General features: G+C 61.6%; 10 protein-coding genes. All 10 read right to left on the reverse strand.

Going from position 1 to position 14976, the window contains the following annotated elements; all coding sequences use genetic code 11:
• Positions 1-3: 3 nt before the first annotated feature.
• The 10 genes from tssI to tagH are packed head-to-tail and all read right to left on the reverse strand — an operon-like array spanning position 4 to position 14734.
• Positions 4-2547: a type VI secretion system tip protein TssI/VgrG gene (tssI, locus tag S7A_RS11450; protein WP_009090729.1), complete on the reverse strand. Its 2544-nt coding sequence runs from the start codon at positions 2545-2547 to the stop codon at positions 4-6.
• A gap of 16 nt (positions 2548-2563) precedes the next feature.
• The gene (locus S7A_RS11455) at positions 2564-4066 is read right to left on the reverse strand and encodes a serine/threonine-protein kinase (RefSeq protein ID WP_009090731.1); all 1503 of its coding nucleotides are present in this window, start codon (positions 4064-4066) and stop codon (positions 2564-2566) included.
• Between the two features lie 27 nt (positions 4067-4093).
• Positions 4094-6703: a type VI secretion system ATPase TssH gene (tssH, locus tag S7A_RS11460; RefSeq protein WP_009090733.1), complete on the reverse strand. Its 2610-nt coding sequence runs from the start codon at positions 6701-6703 to the stop codon at positions 4094-4096.
• A gap of 54 nt (positions 6704-6757) precedes the next feature.
• Positions 6758-7804 (reverse strand): type VI secretion system baseplate subunit TssG, encoded by a 1047-nt coding sequence (tssG, locus tag S7A_RS11465; RefSeq protein WP_009090735.1) that lies wholly within the window; start codon positions 7802-7804, stop codon positions 6758-6760.
• Positions 7801-9672 (reverse strand): type VI secretion system baseplate subunit TssF, encoded by a 1872-nt coding sequence (tssF, locus tag S7A_RS11470; protein WP_009090736.1) that lies wholly within the window; start codon positions 9670-9672, stop codon positions 7801-7803. The genes tssG and tssF overlap by 4 nt, the downstream gene beginning before the upstream one ends.
• A gap of 2 nt (positions 9673-9674) precedes the next feature.
• Complete coding sequence (tssE, locus tag S7A_RS11475; protein ID WP_009090738.1) at positions 9675-10250, reverse strand: type VI secretion system baseplate subunit TssE; 576 nt, start codon at positions 10248-10250, stop codon at positions 9675-9677.
• A complete protein-coding gene (locus S7A_RS11480) occupies positions 10240-11067 on the reverse strand; it encodes a type VI secretion system accessory protein TagJ (RefSeq protein ID WP_009090740.1) in 828 nt (275 codons plus the stop codon). Before S7A_RS11480 ends, tssE begins: the two co-directional genes overlap by 11 nt.
• 16 nt (positions 11068-11083) lie before the next feature.
• Positions 11084-12064 carry a hypothetical protein gene (locus S7A_RS11485; protein WP_009090742.1) on the reverse strand — a complete coding sequence of 327 codons (981 nt, stop codon included), beginning with the start codon at positions 12062-12064 and terminating at the stop codon, positions 11084-11086.
• A gap of 10 nt (positions 12065-12074) precedes the next feature.
• On the reverse strand, positions 12075-12866 hold the full coding sequence (locus tag S7A_RS11490) for a PP2C family serine/threonine-protein phosphatase (RefSeq protein WP_009090744.1): 792 nt from the start codon (positions 12864-12866) through the stop codon (positions 12075-12077).
• Entirely contained in the window at positions 12863-14734 is a 1872-nt protein-coding gene (gene tagH, locus S7A_RS11495; RefSeq protein ID WP_009090745.1) for a type VI secretion system-associated FHA domain protein TagH, read from the reverse strand. The genes S7A_RS11490 and tagH overlap by 4 nt, the downstream gene beginning before the upstream one ends.
• Positions 14735-14976: the final 242 nt, after the last annotated feature.

Below are 14976 nucleotides of genomic sequence, written 5' to 3' on the forward strand. Positions count from 1 at the left end.
TAATTAACCTTTGAAATCCAGACAATCGTTAACCCTATTGAGCCAGCCATTAAGATTAGGTAAGTTTTTAGGATCGGATATAGTCAGGTTAGTATAATATTGCTTTCTGATTTCAGCAATGCTATTGGTTAGCTTACTTGAATCTTCAATACTATTCATAGCAGAAATTGTATCAGGCCCAATTACACCATCAACCTTCACATTTTTTCCATATTGGCTATTTAGCAGTTTTTGAATCTGCTTTCCGGCCCCACCAGATGTAATGCTCCAGTCATAGGACATCAAAGCTAATTTAGGATCTTTAATGTCATTAAAACCACTTGGGTCCCAGTATCTTTTCTTATAAATAACTTCGGCCTGTTCTGGAGTAATTTTCTTCAGATTTTCTAATGTCGGCTCAACCCCTAAATCTTCTTTTGAGTATTTTTTCCATGTATTCCATGCAATGCCATGATTTGTTGGACCACCCTTATCAGATGCACGATTTGCATAGCCGCCTTCATGCCTTAATATTATTGGAGAAATCCTGGAAAAATTATCACCGTTTTTTAGTGTCGGCGCCCCTTGCGCCGGTGCCGCCGCAGCCTTTGGCGCAGCGGGTGCCGCCTGCCCTTTCTGCTTCGGCGGGAAAAGGTTCTCTACGGCCTGGCTGATGTTCTGTTTATGACCTGAACCCGGGGCGCTTGTGCCCGGTTTAGCGCCATCTGTGTTCAGATTCAGTTTGCCGCCGGATGTGGTGATATGCCCATCGCCCTGCACGAAAATATTGAATCCCTTGCCGACGATATTTATCTGGCCATTCGCGTTAAGTTCGATAGCGCTCTCTCCGCATTCCAGGCGAAGTTGAGTGCCCGATCCCACTACATAGGTATCGACTACCGCATCGAGTTTGCCCTTACCGGTCAGCTGCTCTTCGCCACCTTTTACACCGTGGACACGGTTCGTTTCGACACGGTAGAGCTCATTGCCACCTGCGTAATGACTGTGATTATTAGCGACTGAATGGCTGGCGTCATTTTTAACATGGGTATCCATGTTCTTCTGCGCCTGAATCCAGAGGTGCTCCTCACCCGCCTTATCCTCAAACCTCAGCGCGTTCGCGGTGTCCGCCGTGCCATCCTTCGACCGGCTCAGGAACCCCATCTGCGTCGCCGCCGCCGGCAGCGCCCACGGCGGCATGCTCGCCTCGTTATACACGCGCCCGATGATCAGCGGACGGTCCGGGTCGCCGTTGATGAAGTCCACCACCACCTCGTCGTTCACGCGCGGGATCTGCACCCCGCCGAAGCCCTGGCCCGCCCACGCGCTCGACACGCGCACCCAGCAGGAGCTGGTGTCGTCACCCTTCGCCAGACGGTCCCAGTGAAACTTCACCTTCACCCGCCCGTAGCGGTCCGTCCAGATGGACTCCCCCTTCGGCCCCACCACCTTCGCCGTCTGCGGACCGTGGGTCTTCGGCCACGGCGTCTCCGGCGGCGTGCGCCACGTCACCGACGACGGCAGCACCGTGAAGTCAATGTTGTGGCGGCTCTCCCCGCCGTCGCCGCTGGCGTAGGGGTTCTCGGCGAAGTCATAGCTCGCCGAGGTCACCAGGTATTCGCCGTTGTCGCTGAAGTGCGGCGCGTTGAGCACCGAGAAGGTGTACCCCGGCGCGATGCCGGTGGCCGTGCCCGACCCGCTGACGCGGTGGTGCTCCGCCTGCCACACCTCCTGACGGATGCGCGCGTAGGACTCGCCGTGGCTGTGGTCCACAAAGTGCCCCGGCCAGTCGTAGACGTCCACCGCGCCCGGCACCGGCGACGCCGGGTTCTGCCGCGCCTGTAGCATCCATGCGTTCGGCTTGCGGAAGTCGTAGTCGTCGGTGCTGTACATCCCCGGCGTCACGCTCTCCGACAGCGACCACTGGCTGATGCCCTCCTCCGTCACCACGCCGCCGGACGGCGTGACGTGGTAGGCGATAGTCTCATAGCCCGGAAACGCCTGGTGCTGGTCCGGCGCGTCGCACAGCACCAGCGTATGTTTGTCCGCCTCGTGGCGGAAGAAGTAGTACATCCCCTCCAGCTCCATCAGGCGGCTGATGAAGTCCAGGCTGCTCTCCTGATACTGCACGCAGTACTCCCACACCCGGTAGCTGCCCGCCAGCCGCGTCTCGACGCTCACCCCGTACTCCTTCAGCAGCGTCTGCACTATCTGCGGCACCGTCTGGCTCTGGAAGATGCGCAGGTTGCGGTCCCGCTTCATCGGCCACAGGTCCGGCTCCACCGTGAGTTCGTAGCACGCGTAGCGCGTGCCGTTCAGCTCCTGGCTGCGCACCGCCACCCGGGTGATTTTACCGTTGAGGTAGCGCGGGCTCAGCGCGCTCATCAGGCCGTCGGTCGGCAGCGTGAACGTCACCGGCTGGCCCAGCAGGGCGTGGCGATCGATGCGTGCGTCGGTGGAGAGCAGCTCGGCGGTGAGCACAAACGGGTGCGACAGCGCCTCGGTACCCTTCAGCGTGTGGAACAGCAGGCCGTCCGCCGGCAGCTGCGCGGTAATGCGTGAGAACATAAGTAATCCCTGACTATTAACTGTGTGGATCAAGCAACCAGACGCCTTCTTCGCTGACGTTCAGCGTCTGCTGACGGGTGCCGCTCTGGCCACTGATGGCAAAGGTGTAGTTGCCCGGCGCCAGCTGCAGCGTAGCAAAGCCATTGACCGCAGGCACCAGCGCCTGCGGCTGACCGTTCACCTGAACCCGTTCACCCTGCTGCAGCCGGATATAGACCTGAGCCACAGGTTCAGCTGGCGGGGCCGGTTGAGGATCGGGTTCACGTGCGGCGGTCTGCGCTGGCGCGGTTGTCTGAGCCGGGCTGCTGGCAACGCTATCCGGCGGGGTCTCAGCCTGCGTCGGTGGCGCAGCCACCGGCTGGTTAACTGGCGCGACGGTGACGGCAGGCGCACTGTTTTGTGCGGTCTCCGCCGGGGCCGTCTGTTCATCACCACGCGACATCAGCAGACCGGCGCACAGCCCGACCAGCACGCCCGCGGCCACCAGGCCCGGCAGGGCAAAGCGGTGGCCCAGCAGCGTTTTCAGTCGCGAGTCGGGGCTGACCGCCTCCTCTTCTTCGATCGGCACCAGCATGGTGCCCGGCCCGCTCATTTTTGCGCTGAGCAGCGGCTCCGGTTCACGTTCCGGCAGCGCCATCAGCGCTGCAAAGTCATCAATGCTCTGCGGACGATCTTCCGGTTTCAGCGCCAGCGCACGATCGACAGCGCTGAGCAGTGCAGAGGAGTACCCCGCCAGACGACGCTGCACCAGCGGCTGGTAGTTATCTTCGATACTGCGCACCACGCTCACCGGCGGCGGCGCGCCTGTGATCAGCGTGTGCAGCACCGCGCCCAGCGCGTAGATATCGGTCCATGCGCCCTGCTCGCTCTCATCGTTGTCGCTGTACTGCTCAATCGGCGCATAGCCGGGGCGCAGCATGGTCTCGCTCTCATCGGAGAGGTTGCCGATGGTTTTACGCGCTGATCCGAAGTCCAGCAGGATCGGCTCACCGCTGCTCTGGATCTGGATGTTATCCAGCGAGATATCGCGGTGCAGATAGCCCGCTTCATGGATGGTTTTAATCGCCCCCAGCAGCGGTGGCAGCAGGCGACGAATCCAGGCCTCATTCACCGACTGCGGCTGACGTTCGCGGAAGGTCGAGAGCGTTGTACCGCTGTAGAACACCGTGCCCATATAGGCGGTGTCGTTCTGCACCCAGAAACGCAGCACGTGCAGCAGGTTGGGATGATTGAAGCGGGCCAGCAGCCGCGCCTCCTGGATAAAGCTGTTCAGCCCGGCGTGAAAGGTTTTGCTGAAACGCTCACTGCGCAGCACCAGGTTGAGATCATCGCTGCGCACCGCCAGCGAGGCGGGCATGAACTCTTTGATGGCGATATCGCGTTCCAGCTGGTGGTCCCAGGCGCGATAGACGATGCCAAAGCCGCCACCGCCGATGACCTCTTTAATCTCAAACTCATTGAAGCGGTAACCCAGCGGCAGGGCGTTGGGGACATTCAGGGGTTGATCATGTTCCGACATATTCGAAAACTCTCTGATGACTAGGCTTTAAACAGCGAACTGGCAGACAAATTCGCCCTGCTCACAGCGCACGGCAACGCGGCGATAGCGCTCATCGCGGGCGTGGGCGCTGAGCAGTATCTGGCTCATCTGCGGTAACAGCGTGTTGGTGAGGATGGCATCGACCATGCGTCCGCCCGACTCCACTTCGGTGCAGCGCTGCACGATCTGATTCACCACCGACTCGTCGATCTCCGCCTCGATGCCGTGATTGTCGGCGAGACGACGCACAATGCGCGCCAGCTGCAGCCGCACAATCTCCGCCAGCATGTCATCGCTGAGCGGGTAGTACGGCACCACCAGCAGACGCCCCAGCAGCGCAGGCGGGAACACCTCCAGCAGCGGTTTACGCAGGGCGGCGCTGAGGGCGTCAGGATCGGGCATCAGTTCCGGATCGGCGCACATCGCGCTGATAAGCTGCGTGCCGACATTCGAGGTCAGAATGATGATGGTATTGCGGAAGTCGATGTGACGCCCTTCGCCATCTTCCATCCAGCCCTTGTCGAACACCTGGAAGAAGAGCTCATGCACATCGGGATGAGCTTTCTCAATTTCATCCAGCAGCACCACGCTGTAAGGGCGACGGCGCACCGCTTCGGTCAGCACGCCACCTTCGCCGTAACCCACATAGCCCGGCGGGGCCCCTTTCAGCGTTGAAACGGTGTGCGCCTCCTGAAACTCGCTCATGTTAATGGTGATGATGTTCTGCTCGCCGCCATACAGCGACTCGGCGAGCGCCAGCGCGGTCTCGGTTTTACCCACGCCCGACGGCCCGCACAGCATAAAGACGCCTGCCGGTTTGTTGGGGTTGTCAAGGCGCGCGCGCGTGGTGCGAACCCGCTTCGCGATCAGCTCCAGACCGTGACGCTGGCCGATAACGCGCTGGTTCAGGGTGTCCGCCAGATTGAGTACGGCGTCGATCTCATTCTTCACCATCCGGCCCAGCGGAATGCCGGTCCAGTCAGAGACCACGGCGGCGACCACGCCCGCATCGACGGCAGCGAAGAGCAGCGGCGTGTCACCCTGCAGCGCCGTCAGCTGCTGCTGTGTGGCATCGCGCTGTTCACGCAGCGCCGCATCCTCTTCGGTGGCACAGCGGGCGCGCAGCGCAATCAGCGTCTCGACCAGTTCGCGCTCCTGCAGCCAGCGCTTTTGCAGCGCATCATGTTCCGCTTCCAGCGCCGCACGCTCTCCGGCAATCGCCTGCTGGCGGGTCACATCACCGAGGCCGACACGGATTTCACGTTCCACAATCTCCGCTTCAATCTCCAGCGCGGCCAGACGGTGCAGACAATCCTCCAGTGCCGCGGGCTGCGCGCCCTGACTGACCGCCACGCGGGCACAGGCGGTGTCCAGCAGCGCCACGGCTTTATCGGGCAGCTGGCGCGCCGGGATGTAGCGATGCGAGAGTTTCACCGCCGCACTGACCGCATCATCCAGCAGCAGCACCCGGTGATGCTTCTCCAGTGCGCTGACGGTGCTGCGCAGCATCAGAATCGCTCTGGCCTCATCTGGCTCCTGCACCTGCACGGTCTGGAAGCGTCGGGTCAGCGCCGGATCTTTCTCGATATACTTTTTATATTCCGCCCAGGTGGTCGCGCCGATGGTGCGCAGCTGGCCACGCGCCAGCGCCGGTTTCAGCAGGTTGGCGGCGTCGCCGGTGCCCTGCTGCCCCCCCGCGCCGACCAGGGTGTGGATCTCATCCACAAACAGCACAATCGGCGTCGGGCTGGACTGCACCTCGTTGATCAGTGCCTGTAGTCGCGCCTCAAACTCCCCTTTCATCCCGGCACCGGCCTGCAGCAGACCGATATCCAGCAGCCAGAGCTGCACGTCGCGCAGCGGCGCAGGCACATCGCCCGCCGCGATACGCAGGGCAAGGCCCTCGACCACCGCCGTTTTGCCGACGCCCGCTTCGCCCGTCAGCAGCGGGTTGTTCTGGCGGCGACGCATCAGGATATCGACCATCTGGCGGATCTCGTCGTCACGCCCGGTCACCGGATCGATGCTTCCCGCACGGGCGCGCGCCGTCAGGTCCTGGCCATACTGCGCCAGCGTGCTGCCGCTGGCGGCTGGCGGTGCGCCTGCGACATCCTGCGGTGCGCTCAGCGCCTGCTGCGCTTCTTTGCTGTTGCCGAGCAGCGTGTCGAACTCCGCCAGCAGGGCATCGGCGTTAATCCGGGCAAACTGACCGGAAATGCCTTTCAGCACGCTGGCGAGGTTAAAGGTTTTAAGGATGCCTATGAGCAGATGACCGCCGCGAATGCGGGTTGCGCCATATTTCAGTGAGGCGTAAACCCACGCCCGCTCAACGGCGCTGTCGATATGCTCAGAGAGGTCGGAGACCGCACTGGCGCCGCGCGGCAGGCGATCCAGCGCAGCGACGATGTCCTGAGTCAGGGCCTTTTCATCCAGTGAAAAATGTGTGATGACCTGCTGTAAGTCGCCATCCTGCTGCTGCATCATCTGATGCAGCCAGTGCACCAGTTCAACATAGGGATTGCCGCGCAGTTTGCAAAAGGCGGTGGCGCTTTCCAGCGAGGTAAATAACAGCGTATCCAGTTTGCCGAACAGGACGGCACGGCTGATTTCTGACATAGGGGACTCTCTTCAATGAAAGACGCAGGCTGTGTAACAGGGAAAGCGGCTGGGCTAGCGCGAGGCAGCCTCAACCTCAAATATAAAATCTTCGCGATCCTGCGGCTGCGGCATCTGCCCCAGCCAGCTGGTATAACCAAGCCGGGCACCGCCACCCAGAGCCACGCCCCCGACCTCATCTGCAGCGAGGATCAGACTGAGATCCCACTGCATTTCGATGCCGAGGTAGTGACGTACCCAGTCGCGCACTTCGCGCGCGCCGGGGGCATCGGGCAGGAAATGGGCATACTGCGCGGCGCTGAGCGGCCCCAGATGGAGGCGGAAACGGTGCTGCACGTCGCGTACCGCCACGCCGAGAAAAGCGGAGGCACCCAGCCGGGGCATATGGCGTCCCGCACCCAGCCGGGCCTGATCGCGGCTGTCCAGCGTAAGCCAGTGCGGCAGGTTCTGCGTCAGCCTGACCGGCACGCCGAAATAGTGCTGCAGAATGCGCACCAGCCCCTCGGCGTCGTGACCGTGACGGCTGAGATGCCCCACCAGCATCAGCCGCGCATGCAGGCTGAGTGAGCTGGCCTGCTGCTGGGCCGGCAACCCGATGCCGGCGAGGCAGGCAAGATAGTTCAGAAAGCGACTGTCGTCGGGCCGATCCAGGGAGACCGTCGGCTGCGCATCCGCCCAGGCGCGATAGAACAGCAGCGTGGCGCGATGATGAAACAGGTCAGCAAATGCCGACAGGCTGTGATCCTGATGATGCACAATCCGTTCGTGTACATATTCGGTCAGATGGGTTGGCAGCGGACCATTGGGTCCAAACAGACCAAAGCTGTAAATCGAGAGATCGTGGCGTCCCGTCTCCTCCCGCGGCGCGGCGCTGGCGACGGTAGAGGGAGCAAACGCCAGTGACGGCGTCTGCCCGATGCGCACCGCTTCAAACTTCGGCAGCGGCGCACGGCCCAGCGGATAACGCTGCCCGCCCTGCGCATCCAGCCGCCGCAGCAGCTGGAACAGATCGTAGCGCCACGGCGCGGCCATCACCTTCTGCCAGAAATCGTCCGGCAGGCGGGTCAGTCGTGGCAGCGTAATGACTTTTTCGCCACTCATATCAGCGCCTTCCGGCCCATGCGCGGCGGCCAGTAGCCGACTTCGCCGCGCTGCTGGCTGTTGAGGGTGAACTCGGTGAAGCTGTTCAGCGCCACAAGGCGGCTGCAGACCCGCTCCAGTACGCTGCCGAGCAGCCACGGGCTGGCACCCGAAAACGCCTGCTCATCCACCTCCAGCGTGATACTGACACCACGCGCAAACACCACCGGGCCTGGCTCCGGCACGCGGCGGTTAACGGCGCTGAGCGTGCAGTGTCGGATGCCGTCAATCTGGCGGGCAACCGGTGCTTCCGCCAGGTTGGCATAAAGGCTCAACAGCTGACGCAGCGCCGCCGCGCCCTCTCCGTCGCTGCTGTCCATCAGGCTGAGGTAGTTCATCTGCAGATGGCTGATCAGCCGCCAGGCGGAAAGCCCCTCGGCCAGGGCCGGGCGTGGCGGCGTCGGGCCTTTGCACAGTTTCAGCTCCGCCACCGGAATGGAGTCCGGCATGACGAAGTTGCCCTGATCCTGCTGCAGCATCAGCGGCAGATCGCGGCTGGTACACATCACTTCGGCGGAGAGATAGCGCATCTCATCGCGCCACGGCGCGTGATGCTCATCCACCAGCGAGAGAAAGAGCTCTGAACCGATGTAGCCGGTGCGGGTGCCATAGCGCTGCGCCTGTTCAGACAGGGTGCGCTGCTCGCGGCGCAGCGAGAAGTAGGCGCCATAGTCGCCCTGATCGCCACTGAAAGTGCTCCAGAAGGGGCGGAAAACCTGCTCTTCACGCTTGCCCTCAATGGTGGCGAACAGGCGCTGCACCGAATGCACTTCATAATCCAGCGGCCGGATGTTATCCACCACCAGGTGATATTCGTGCTGACTGTCGCTGACCTTCAGGCGCTCTGCCGTTTTCGGGAACAGGTTGATGACCGGGGTGCAGTGCAGCGCCAGGTGGCTGTGATCGACCACGCTCTCCAGCCCACTGTCTGCCTTGTCGAGCAGAATGATGATGTCGAATGCCTGGGCGCTGTCGCAGCGGCGCAGAAACGGCGCGAGCTGGTTCAGGCTGATAAACTGGAAGCGCGCCGGGAACGCGAAATATTCCTGCAACAGACGATAGCCGTCGAAGTTGCGCAGATCGTCCGGCAGCAGCGCCTGCTCCGGCGCGAACCCTTCCTGCTGCAGGGCATCATCTGAAAGCACCTGACGCTGAGGGTGTTTTTCAACGGACTGCAGCACGATGCCCACCCGGTGCGCCATCAGCAGCTCAAGCAGTTTCAGGGCCTGAATATCCGGGCCGCTGAGAAACAGCATCAGGTCATCCACGTTCAGCTGACTCAGCGAGGAGATCCCCTCACAGCTGATGCGGATGCGCAGTGCACTGGCTGCCCCCAGGCCGCTGAGTTTCAGCTCCCCCGTGGGCAGATCGCCGGGCACCCCGCCAAGCGTGACTTCGCTGATGCGCAGCGGATGCAGCATCACATCCTGGGCGGTGGTATAGCTGCAGGTGACGCCGGTTTTTTTCAGGTTCTGGCTTTCCATCATGGTGCCACGCGGCACATGGAATCCCTGGGTGATGTCCCCTTTCCGGCTGTCCGGGGTCAGCTGGGCGATCGCCATCGACGGCGTCGGCGACAGATAGGAAGGCACAATCATCTCCAGCAGACGCTGCGAGAAGCGCGGAAACTCCGCATCCATCTTCAGCTGCACGCGGGAGGTCAGAAAGGCGAATCCCTCCATCAGCCGTTCGACGTAGGGGTCCGCCACGTCGATGCCGCGCATGCCCAGACGTCCCGCCACTTTGGGATAGCGCGCCGCAAACTCCGCCCCCATCTCACGCAGATAGGCCAGTTCGCGGTTGTAGTAGTCGAGCAGATTGCTGTCCATGATTACCCTGCATCCTGAAGTTCGAAATGGCCGCTCTCCAGATCAACCTGGGTGCGGAACAGAAACGCCAGCGGATAAGGCACACACCAGAGCCGCCCTTTGATTTCAATCGACAGCACGTTGTGCAGGCTGAGCGAACTGAGATCGCTCACGCAGCGCACCTGCAGGCCCTGCGGCAGAATGCGCGGTTCGAAGTGGAGAATGGCGTTGGTCATTTTGCGCTGGATATCCTGCCACTCGATATCGGAGACATTCTGTCCGGCCAGGGGTGCCACGCCGAAATTCCAGACCGAGCGCTGCACCTGATCAAAGCCGCTGAGATCCTGCTGCGCTTCGTTATTGATGGTATTAAACAGCCACTGCAGATCGCGCAGAACGTGGCGGCGCAGCGTGCTGTGCGTAATCAGCATGCTGTTCTCCGCCTCCTGCTGCTTCTCCGGCGCGTTGTCCGTGAGACGATCCAGCAGCGAGGATTGCAGTTTGTCGCGGGACGTTAACGCATCGCGCTTTTTGCGCGCACGAAAGCCGCCATGCAGCTGGGCATAGCCGTCATTCTGCCCGCCAGAATCATGACTCATCAGCACTCTCAACGTTATCAAACAGGACCTGCTGCAGACTCAGCAGCGAAAACTCTGCGCTGTCGGTGAGCCACATTTTTTGCCCCTGACCGATGAACTGATCTGGATCGTCACCCAGCGGCTGCCATTCGGTGGCACCGGCACGCAGAAAACGTTCTTCCGCCCCCGCCAGCAGCGGATAGCGCGCCGGGATCTGGCACACCTGCTCACTGCCATCAATCAGCTGCACCCGCGTATGACGCCACACCAGATCGGTGACGCTGGCGGGTGCCTGAAACTGCATTTCACGGATCGCTGCGAACGGGATCCAGTAGTAACGGCCCTGATTGATGACTTCACACACCGGCCCGAAGCGGCTGTCGCCATCCATCAGCCAGCTGAAGGGCGAAGGCTGATCCTGCTGAGTGGCGCTGCCGGGATTCGCGGCAGCGAGTTCGAGTGCTTCGGCACGCAGTGCAGAGCCGCGTGCGGCATCGCCCTCTGCCTCCGCCTGCAGTGCGGCCAGCAGCGTGTCGCACCAGTGCCAGGCACTGCCGGGCAGCACCGGCTGCGCCTCGCCACGCAGCACGGCGTCGCGCTGCAGCTCACCGGCAATCGCCTGCTGCAAAAGATTCACCGTCGGCTGCGCCTGCGGGCTTAACGCCAGCCAGGATTGCAGCTGGGTCTGCGCCCGCGACCAGTTGCCTGCCAGGCAGAGCAGCTGCACAAACGCGGCCCGCAGGTCAGCGCTGGCCGGAGAGGACTGGATCTGGCGGGTAACATCAGCCAGCGCTTCGCTCAGCGAGGCATTGGCCAGACGATGCTGTAAGGTTTCCATGCAAACTCCTTTTGCGTCAGTTGAGGGTGCGATAGACCGCAGCGGCCGGATCTTTCAGTTCAGGATGCAGCTTTTCCACCAGCTTCACGCTCAGCGCCGCATTGCCGCTGATCCACGGCGACCAGACTTTGCGCACCTCCTGCAGACGTGCCGCGACCGCGCTCTCATCCGCAGCTTCGCTGACCGGCATCTGTACGACGACCTGCGGGCTGGCCTGCCAGCCGTTAAACCGGTTGCTGAACGGCAGTATCAGCCAGCTGTCCGGTGACTTTTCGTTGCTCAGCACCATGCGCTCGCTGTTAACCGTGGTGATGTGCAGTTCGGTGGTCGCCGACTGGTTGCTCAGCCCCATGATCGGGAAGCCCTGCAGGAAGGTCACACCTACCTGCGCCGTCGCGCCGTTACCCTGCTGCGTCAGGCTGCTGTGTCCGCTGAGCCAGCCATCCGACCCGCAGACCAGCCCCTGCTTTGCCGGAACAAACAGCGCGCTACCCTGAGCCGGGTGCTGCCACCAGGTGCGGAAATGGCAGCCATCCAGCAGACTGAACTGCAGCCACGGCGAGGTGTCGGCCTGCGCGGCGTTGACCAGCGGATCGGCAGGCACGGCGGCGGCCGTGGCGGCCGATGTCGCAGGCGGTGTTGCAGGCGGCGTAACCACGTTTTTCCACTGCTGCGCTCTGGCGGCGCTGCCGGTCGCGATTTCACTGCCCTGCGCGTCGGTGAGTTGCCAGTGCAGCTGTTGCAGCGGTTTACACTGGGACGCCATCAATCCGGCAACGCGCGGCAGGAAGGTTTTCAGCACCGCCGGGTCTTTTTCACCCAGCGTGACGATCCGCAGAGAGATCGTGCTGTTACACCAGCTCGACAGCTGATTGTTTTTTACGTTATCGATCCAGACATCCAGTTTCTGTGCCGGGGACTGGACGATGCGATAGTTTTCAGCATAAGCGTGCGTGCTGAGCAGCAGCGCTGCCAGACCCAGTAATCCATATTTCATGTTGGCGTTCTCAATCTCGCAGAGGGAAGAACTGCGCCGCTTCAGAGAGCGAGTGCAGTAAAGTGGTGTCCTGAGGTGACCCAATCCAGACGGCCAGCGCACTGAAGTTATCCTGCTGTCCTGCATCCGGCTGGTCGTTTTTAATGATCTGCTGCATCAGCGTCAGCCACTCTTCCGGCGTATTCACCATGTGCAGCGACTGCTGCATCTGCTCCAGCGACACGCCGTGCCAGAAACCGTCGGTGCAGAGCAGAAAGGCATCGCCATCTTCAATCTCCACCACGTCGCTGTAGCTGGCGTCGCGCTGCTCATCACCCATCCCCAGCGCAAAATAGAGCAGATTGCTGTTGATCCCTTCGGTACGGTGTCCGGCATCCTTCATCTGCTGCACCAGACTGTGATCGGTGGTGACCAGATAGAGATAACCGCGCCGGAACAGATAGAGGCGGCTGTCCCCGGCGTGGGCCCAGCAGGCCAGATGGTAGTCCCGGTCGATAAACAGGCTGACCATCGTGGTCCCCATCCGGCTGTGTTCACTGCTGACTTTCTGCTGCTGACGAATGGCGTGGTTGGCGTGATTGACATAGCGGCGAATCGACTGCGCATCAAGATGCGCATTGCCATCAAAGGCCTCCAGCAGGCTGCTGCGGGCGATCGACGCGGCAATCTCGCCGCCGGGAAATCCCGCCACGCCATCACACACGACAAAGCAGGCGGAGCGCCTGCCGATCACATCACCGATCTGGTCCTGGTTACTGGCGCGATCGCCCTGATTCGACGTCGAGGCAATAGTGATATTCATGCGTCATCCGTGTGGGTTTGTGAGTCTTTGTACTGATTGACTTCCAGGTCATAGGCGTGCAGGAACGCTTCGCCAAACAGGGTGTGAAAATCGTCCTCGATTTCGCCCGCCGTCTCGCCGTAACGCTCAACAAAATGTTCCCACAGGGCGGCTTTGCGGCTGCCCGGCAGGCCGATACGTGACACCGATCCCGCCTGGCGCGCCTCCTCCTCCAGCTGTTCCGGATTAAAGGATTGCAGCATGGAGGCGATGATGGCGCGGATCCCGGCGATCATCCCCAGCTGGTGGGCCTGCAGGTCGATCAGCGCGTCGCGCACGGCCTGACGCGGTGGCATAAAGCCCGGCATCCGGCTGCCGAACATCTGCATCAGGACGGTCTTGCCTGACGGCAGCAGCTTGAACGGGTTATTGGCGTCGTCGAGGATCACCGTCATGTCGGCCTTGACGCCGCGCTTGAGGATCGAACGCGATGAGAGCAGCGCGACCGTCCCCTGCGAGAACATGCTGAGCATCTGACCAAACTGCAGCATCTGTTCCCGGTCAAACTGGGGCGTCGGCTGCAGGTCACGCAGACCCATCCCTTCCAGCAGCGCATCCAGCAGTTCCCCCTTAAGGGCGTCGCTGCTGTTCTGGCCGGCGGTCGACGGCTGTTCCGTGGCGGCAGGCTGATATCCCGAGGCGACCGGATCGATACGCAGCCGCCCTTTTGGCGTCGGTGAAGGAGCGCGCTGTACGGCCTGCGGCGTAGGCAGCGTAATCCCGCCATACTCATTTTGCGGCGTGACCGCGTCGGGCTGAGCGGCGTCTTCATCTTCGATCAGGGGCGTCTGGCCCGGCGCTTCAGGGTGAGGCTGGCTCTCTGCTGCCTGCTGAGGTAGTGGTGCGTCACTGAACAGCATCGAAAAGTCCTGCGCATCCGGCGTGGCAGGCACCGCTTCCGGCGGACGTCCGGTCGCCGGTTTCACGCTGGCCGGGGCTTCCGGGGGCACATGCAGGGTGGCCGGTTTCGCGGTCTGCGGCTCCGGCTGTGCCAGGGGCACCGCGTTGCCCATCATCAGTCCCAGCGGGTCGTCATGGTTGCGCGCATCCATGCTGCTTTCACCCTCAAACAGGCTCAGCGGGTCCAGTTCAGCGGCGGGCTTTTCAGCCTGAGGTGCCGCCGTCTTCGGCTGAGCAGAGAGCGTGCTTGGCGTTCTGTCGTCAAAAATGCTTTCCCGGGCGAACAGCGCATCGCCTTCATCAAACAGGCTGCTGTTTTTAGGCTGCTGACCAAAATCGAGCGGCGCGTCATTAGCCAGCTGGGAAAGCGGATCTTCCGGGTTACGCTCCGGCGAGGCAGGCGCGGTCAGTGGATGCGCCTCCGGCAGTTCCGGCGCGGCTTTGCGCTTAGAGAGATCATCCGAGATGGAAAACTCTTTCGCCAGGCTGTCCCAGATTTCGCTGGGAATGGCCGCCGTCGCGGTTTTTTCCACCGGCGGCTCAGGCACTACCGACGCAGGGCGCACCGGCTCAGGGCGCGGAGCCGTCCTCTCCGTCTGCGGCGGCTGCGCACTGTTGAGGTCACTGACCCGCAGCTGATAATCATCAATGCCCAGAATGTCCCCATCCTGCAGCTCGACCTGACGGCCACGCTCAAGCGGAATATCGTTGAGCAGCACCCGCGTCACATTGCCACGGTTGGTCAGGCGGCACTCACCGCTGGCGGTGATATGCACAATCGCCTGCAGTCGGGAGAGTGTACGGTCGTCATCTGGCAGGACCAGATTATTGTCCACGCCGCGACCAATGGTGCCGCCGGGCGGAAAGAAGTCACAATGGGTCTGCGGCGGCTGTTGGCCCGGTTTAGTCGTTATTATCGTAAAGCGCATAACGGATTCCTGCGGTTAGCGGTTCGGCATCTATAGTGCGCACCTCTCAGGGAAAGGTGCGGGGTATAGGGAGCGGGAAGGTTTTTTTGGCAGACAGTTTTAATCGGGAACGTATTGATGGCAGCACGGCTTACTCGGCAGAAAAATATATCGTCGTTGATTCATTACATAAATAAACAGAGACGACAGCGCCATCCATAATAAGCTGATTGTGAAAATTATCTGGTACAGCACCCGACTCT

Source organism: Pantoea sp. Sc1 (assembly GCF_000255315.1).
Classification (GTDB): Bacteria; Pseudomonadota; Gammaproteobacteria; order Enterobacterales; family Enterobacteriaceae; genus Pantoea; species Pantoea anthophila.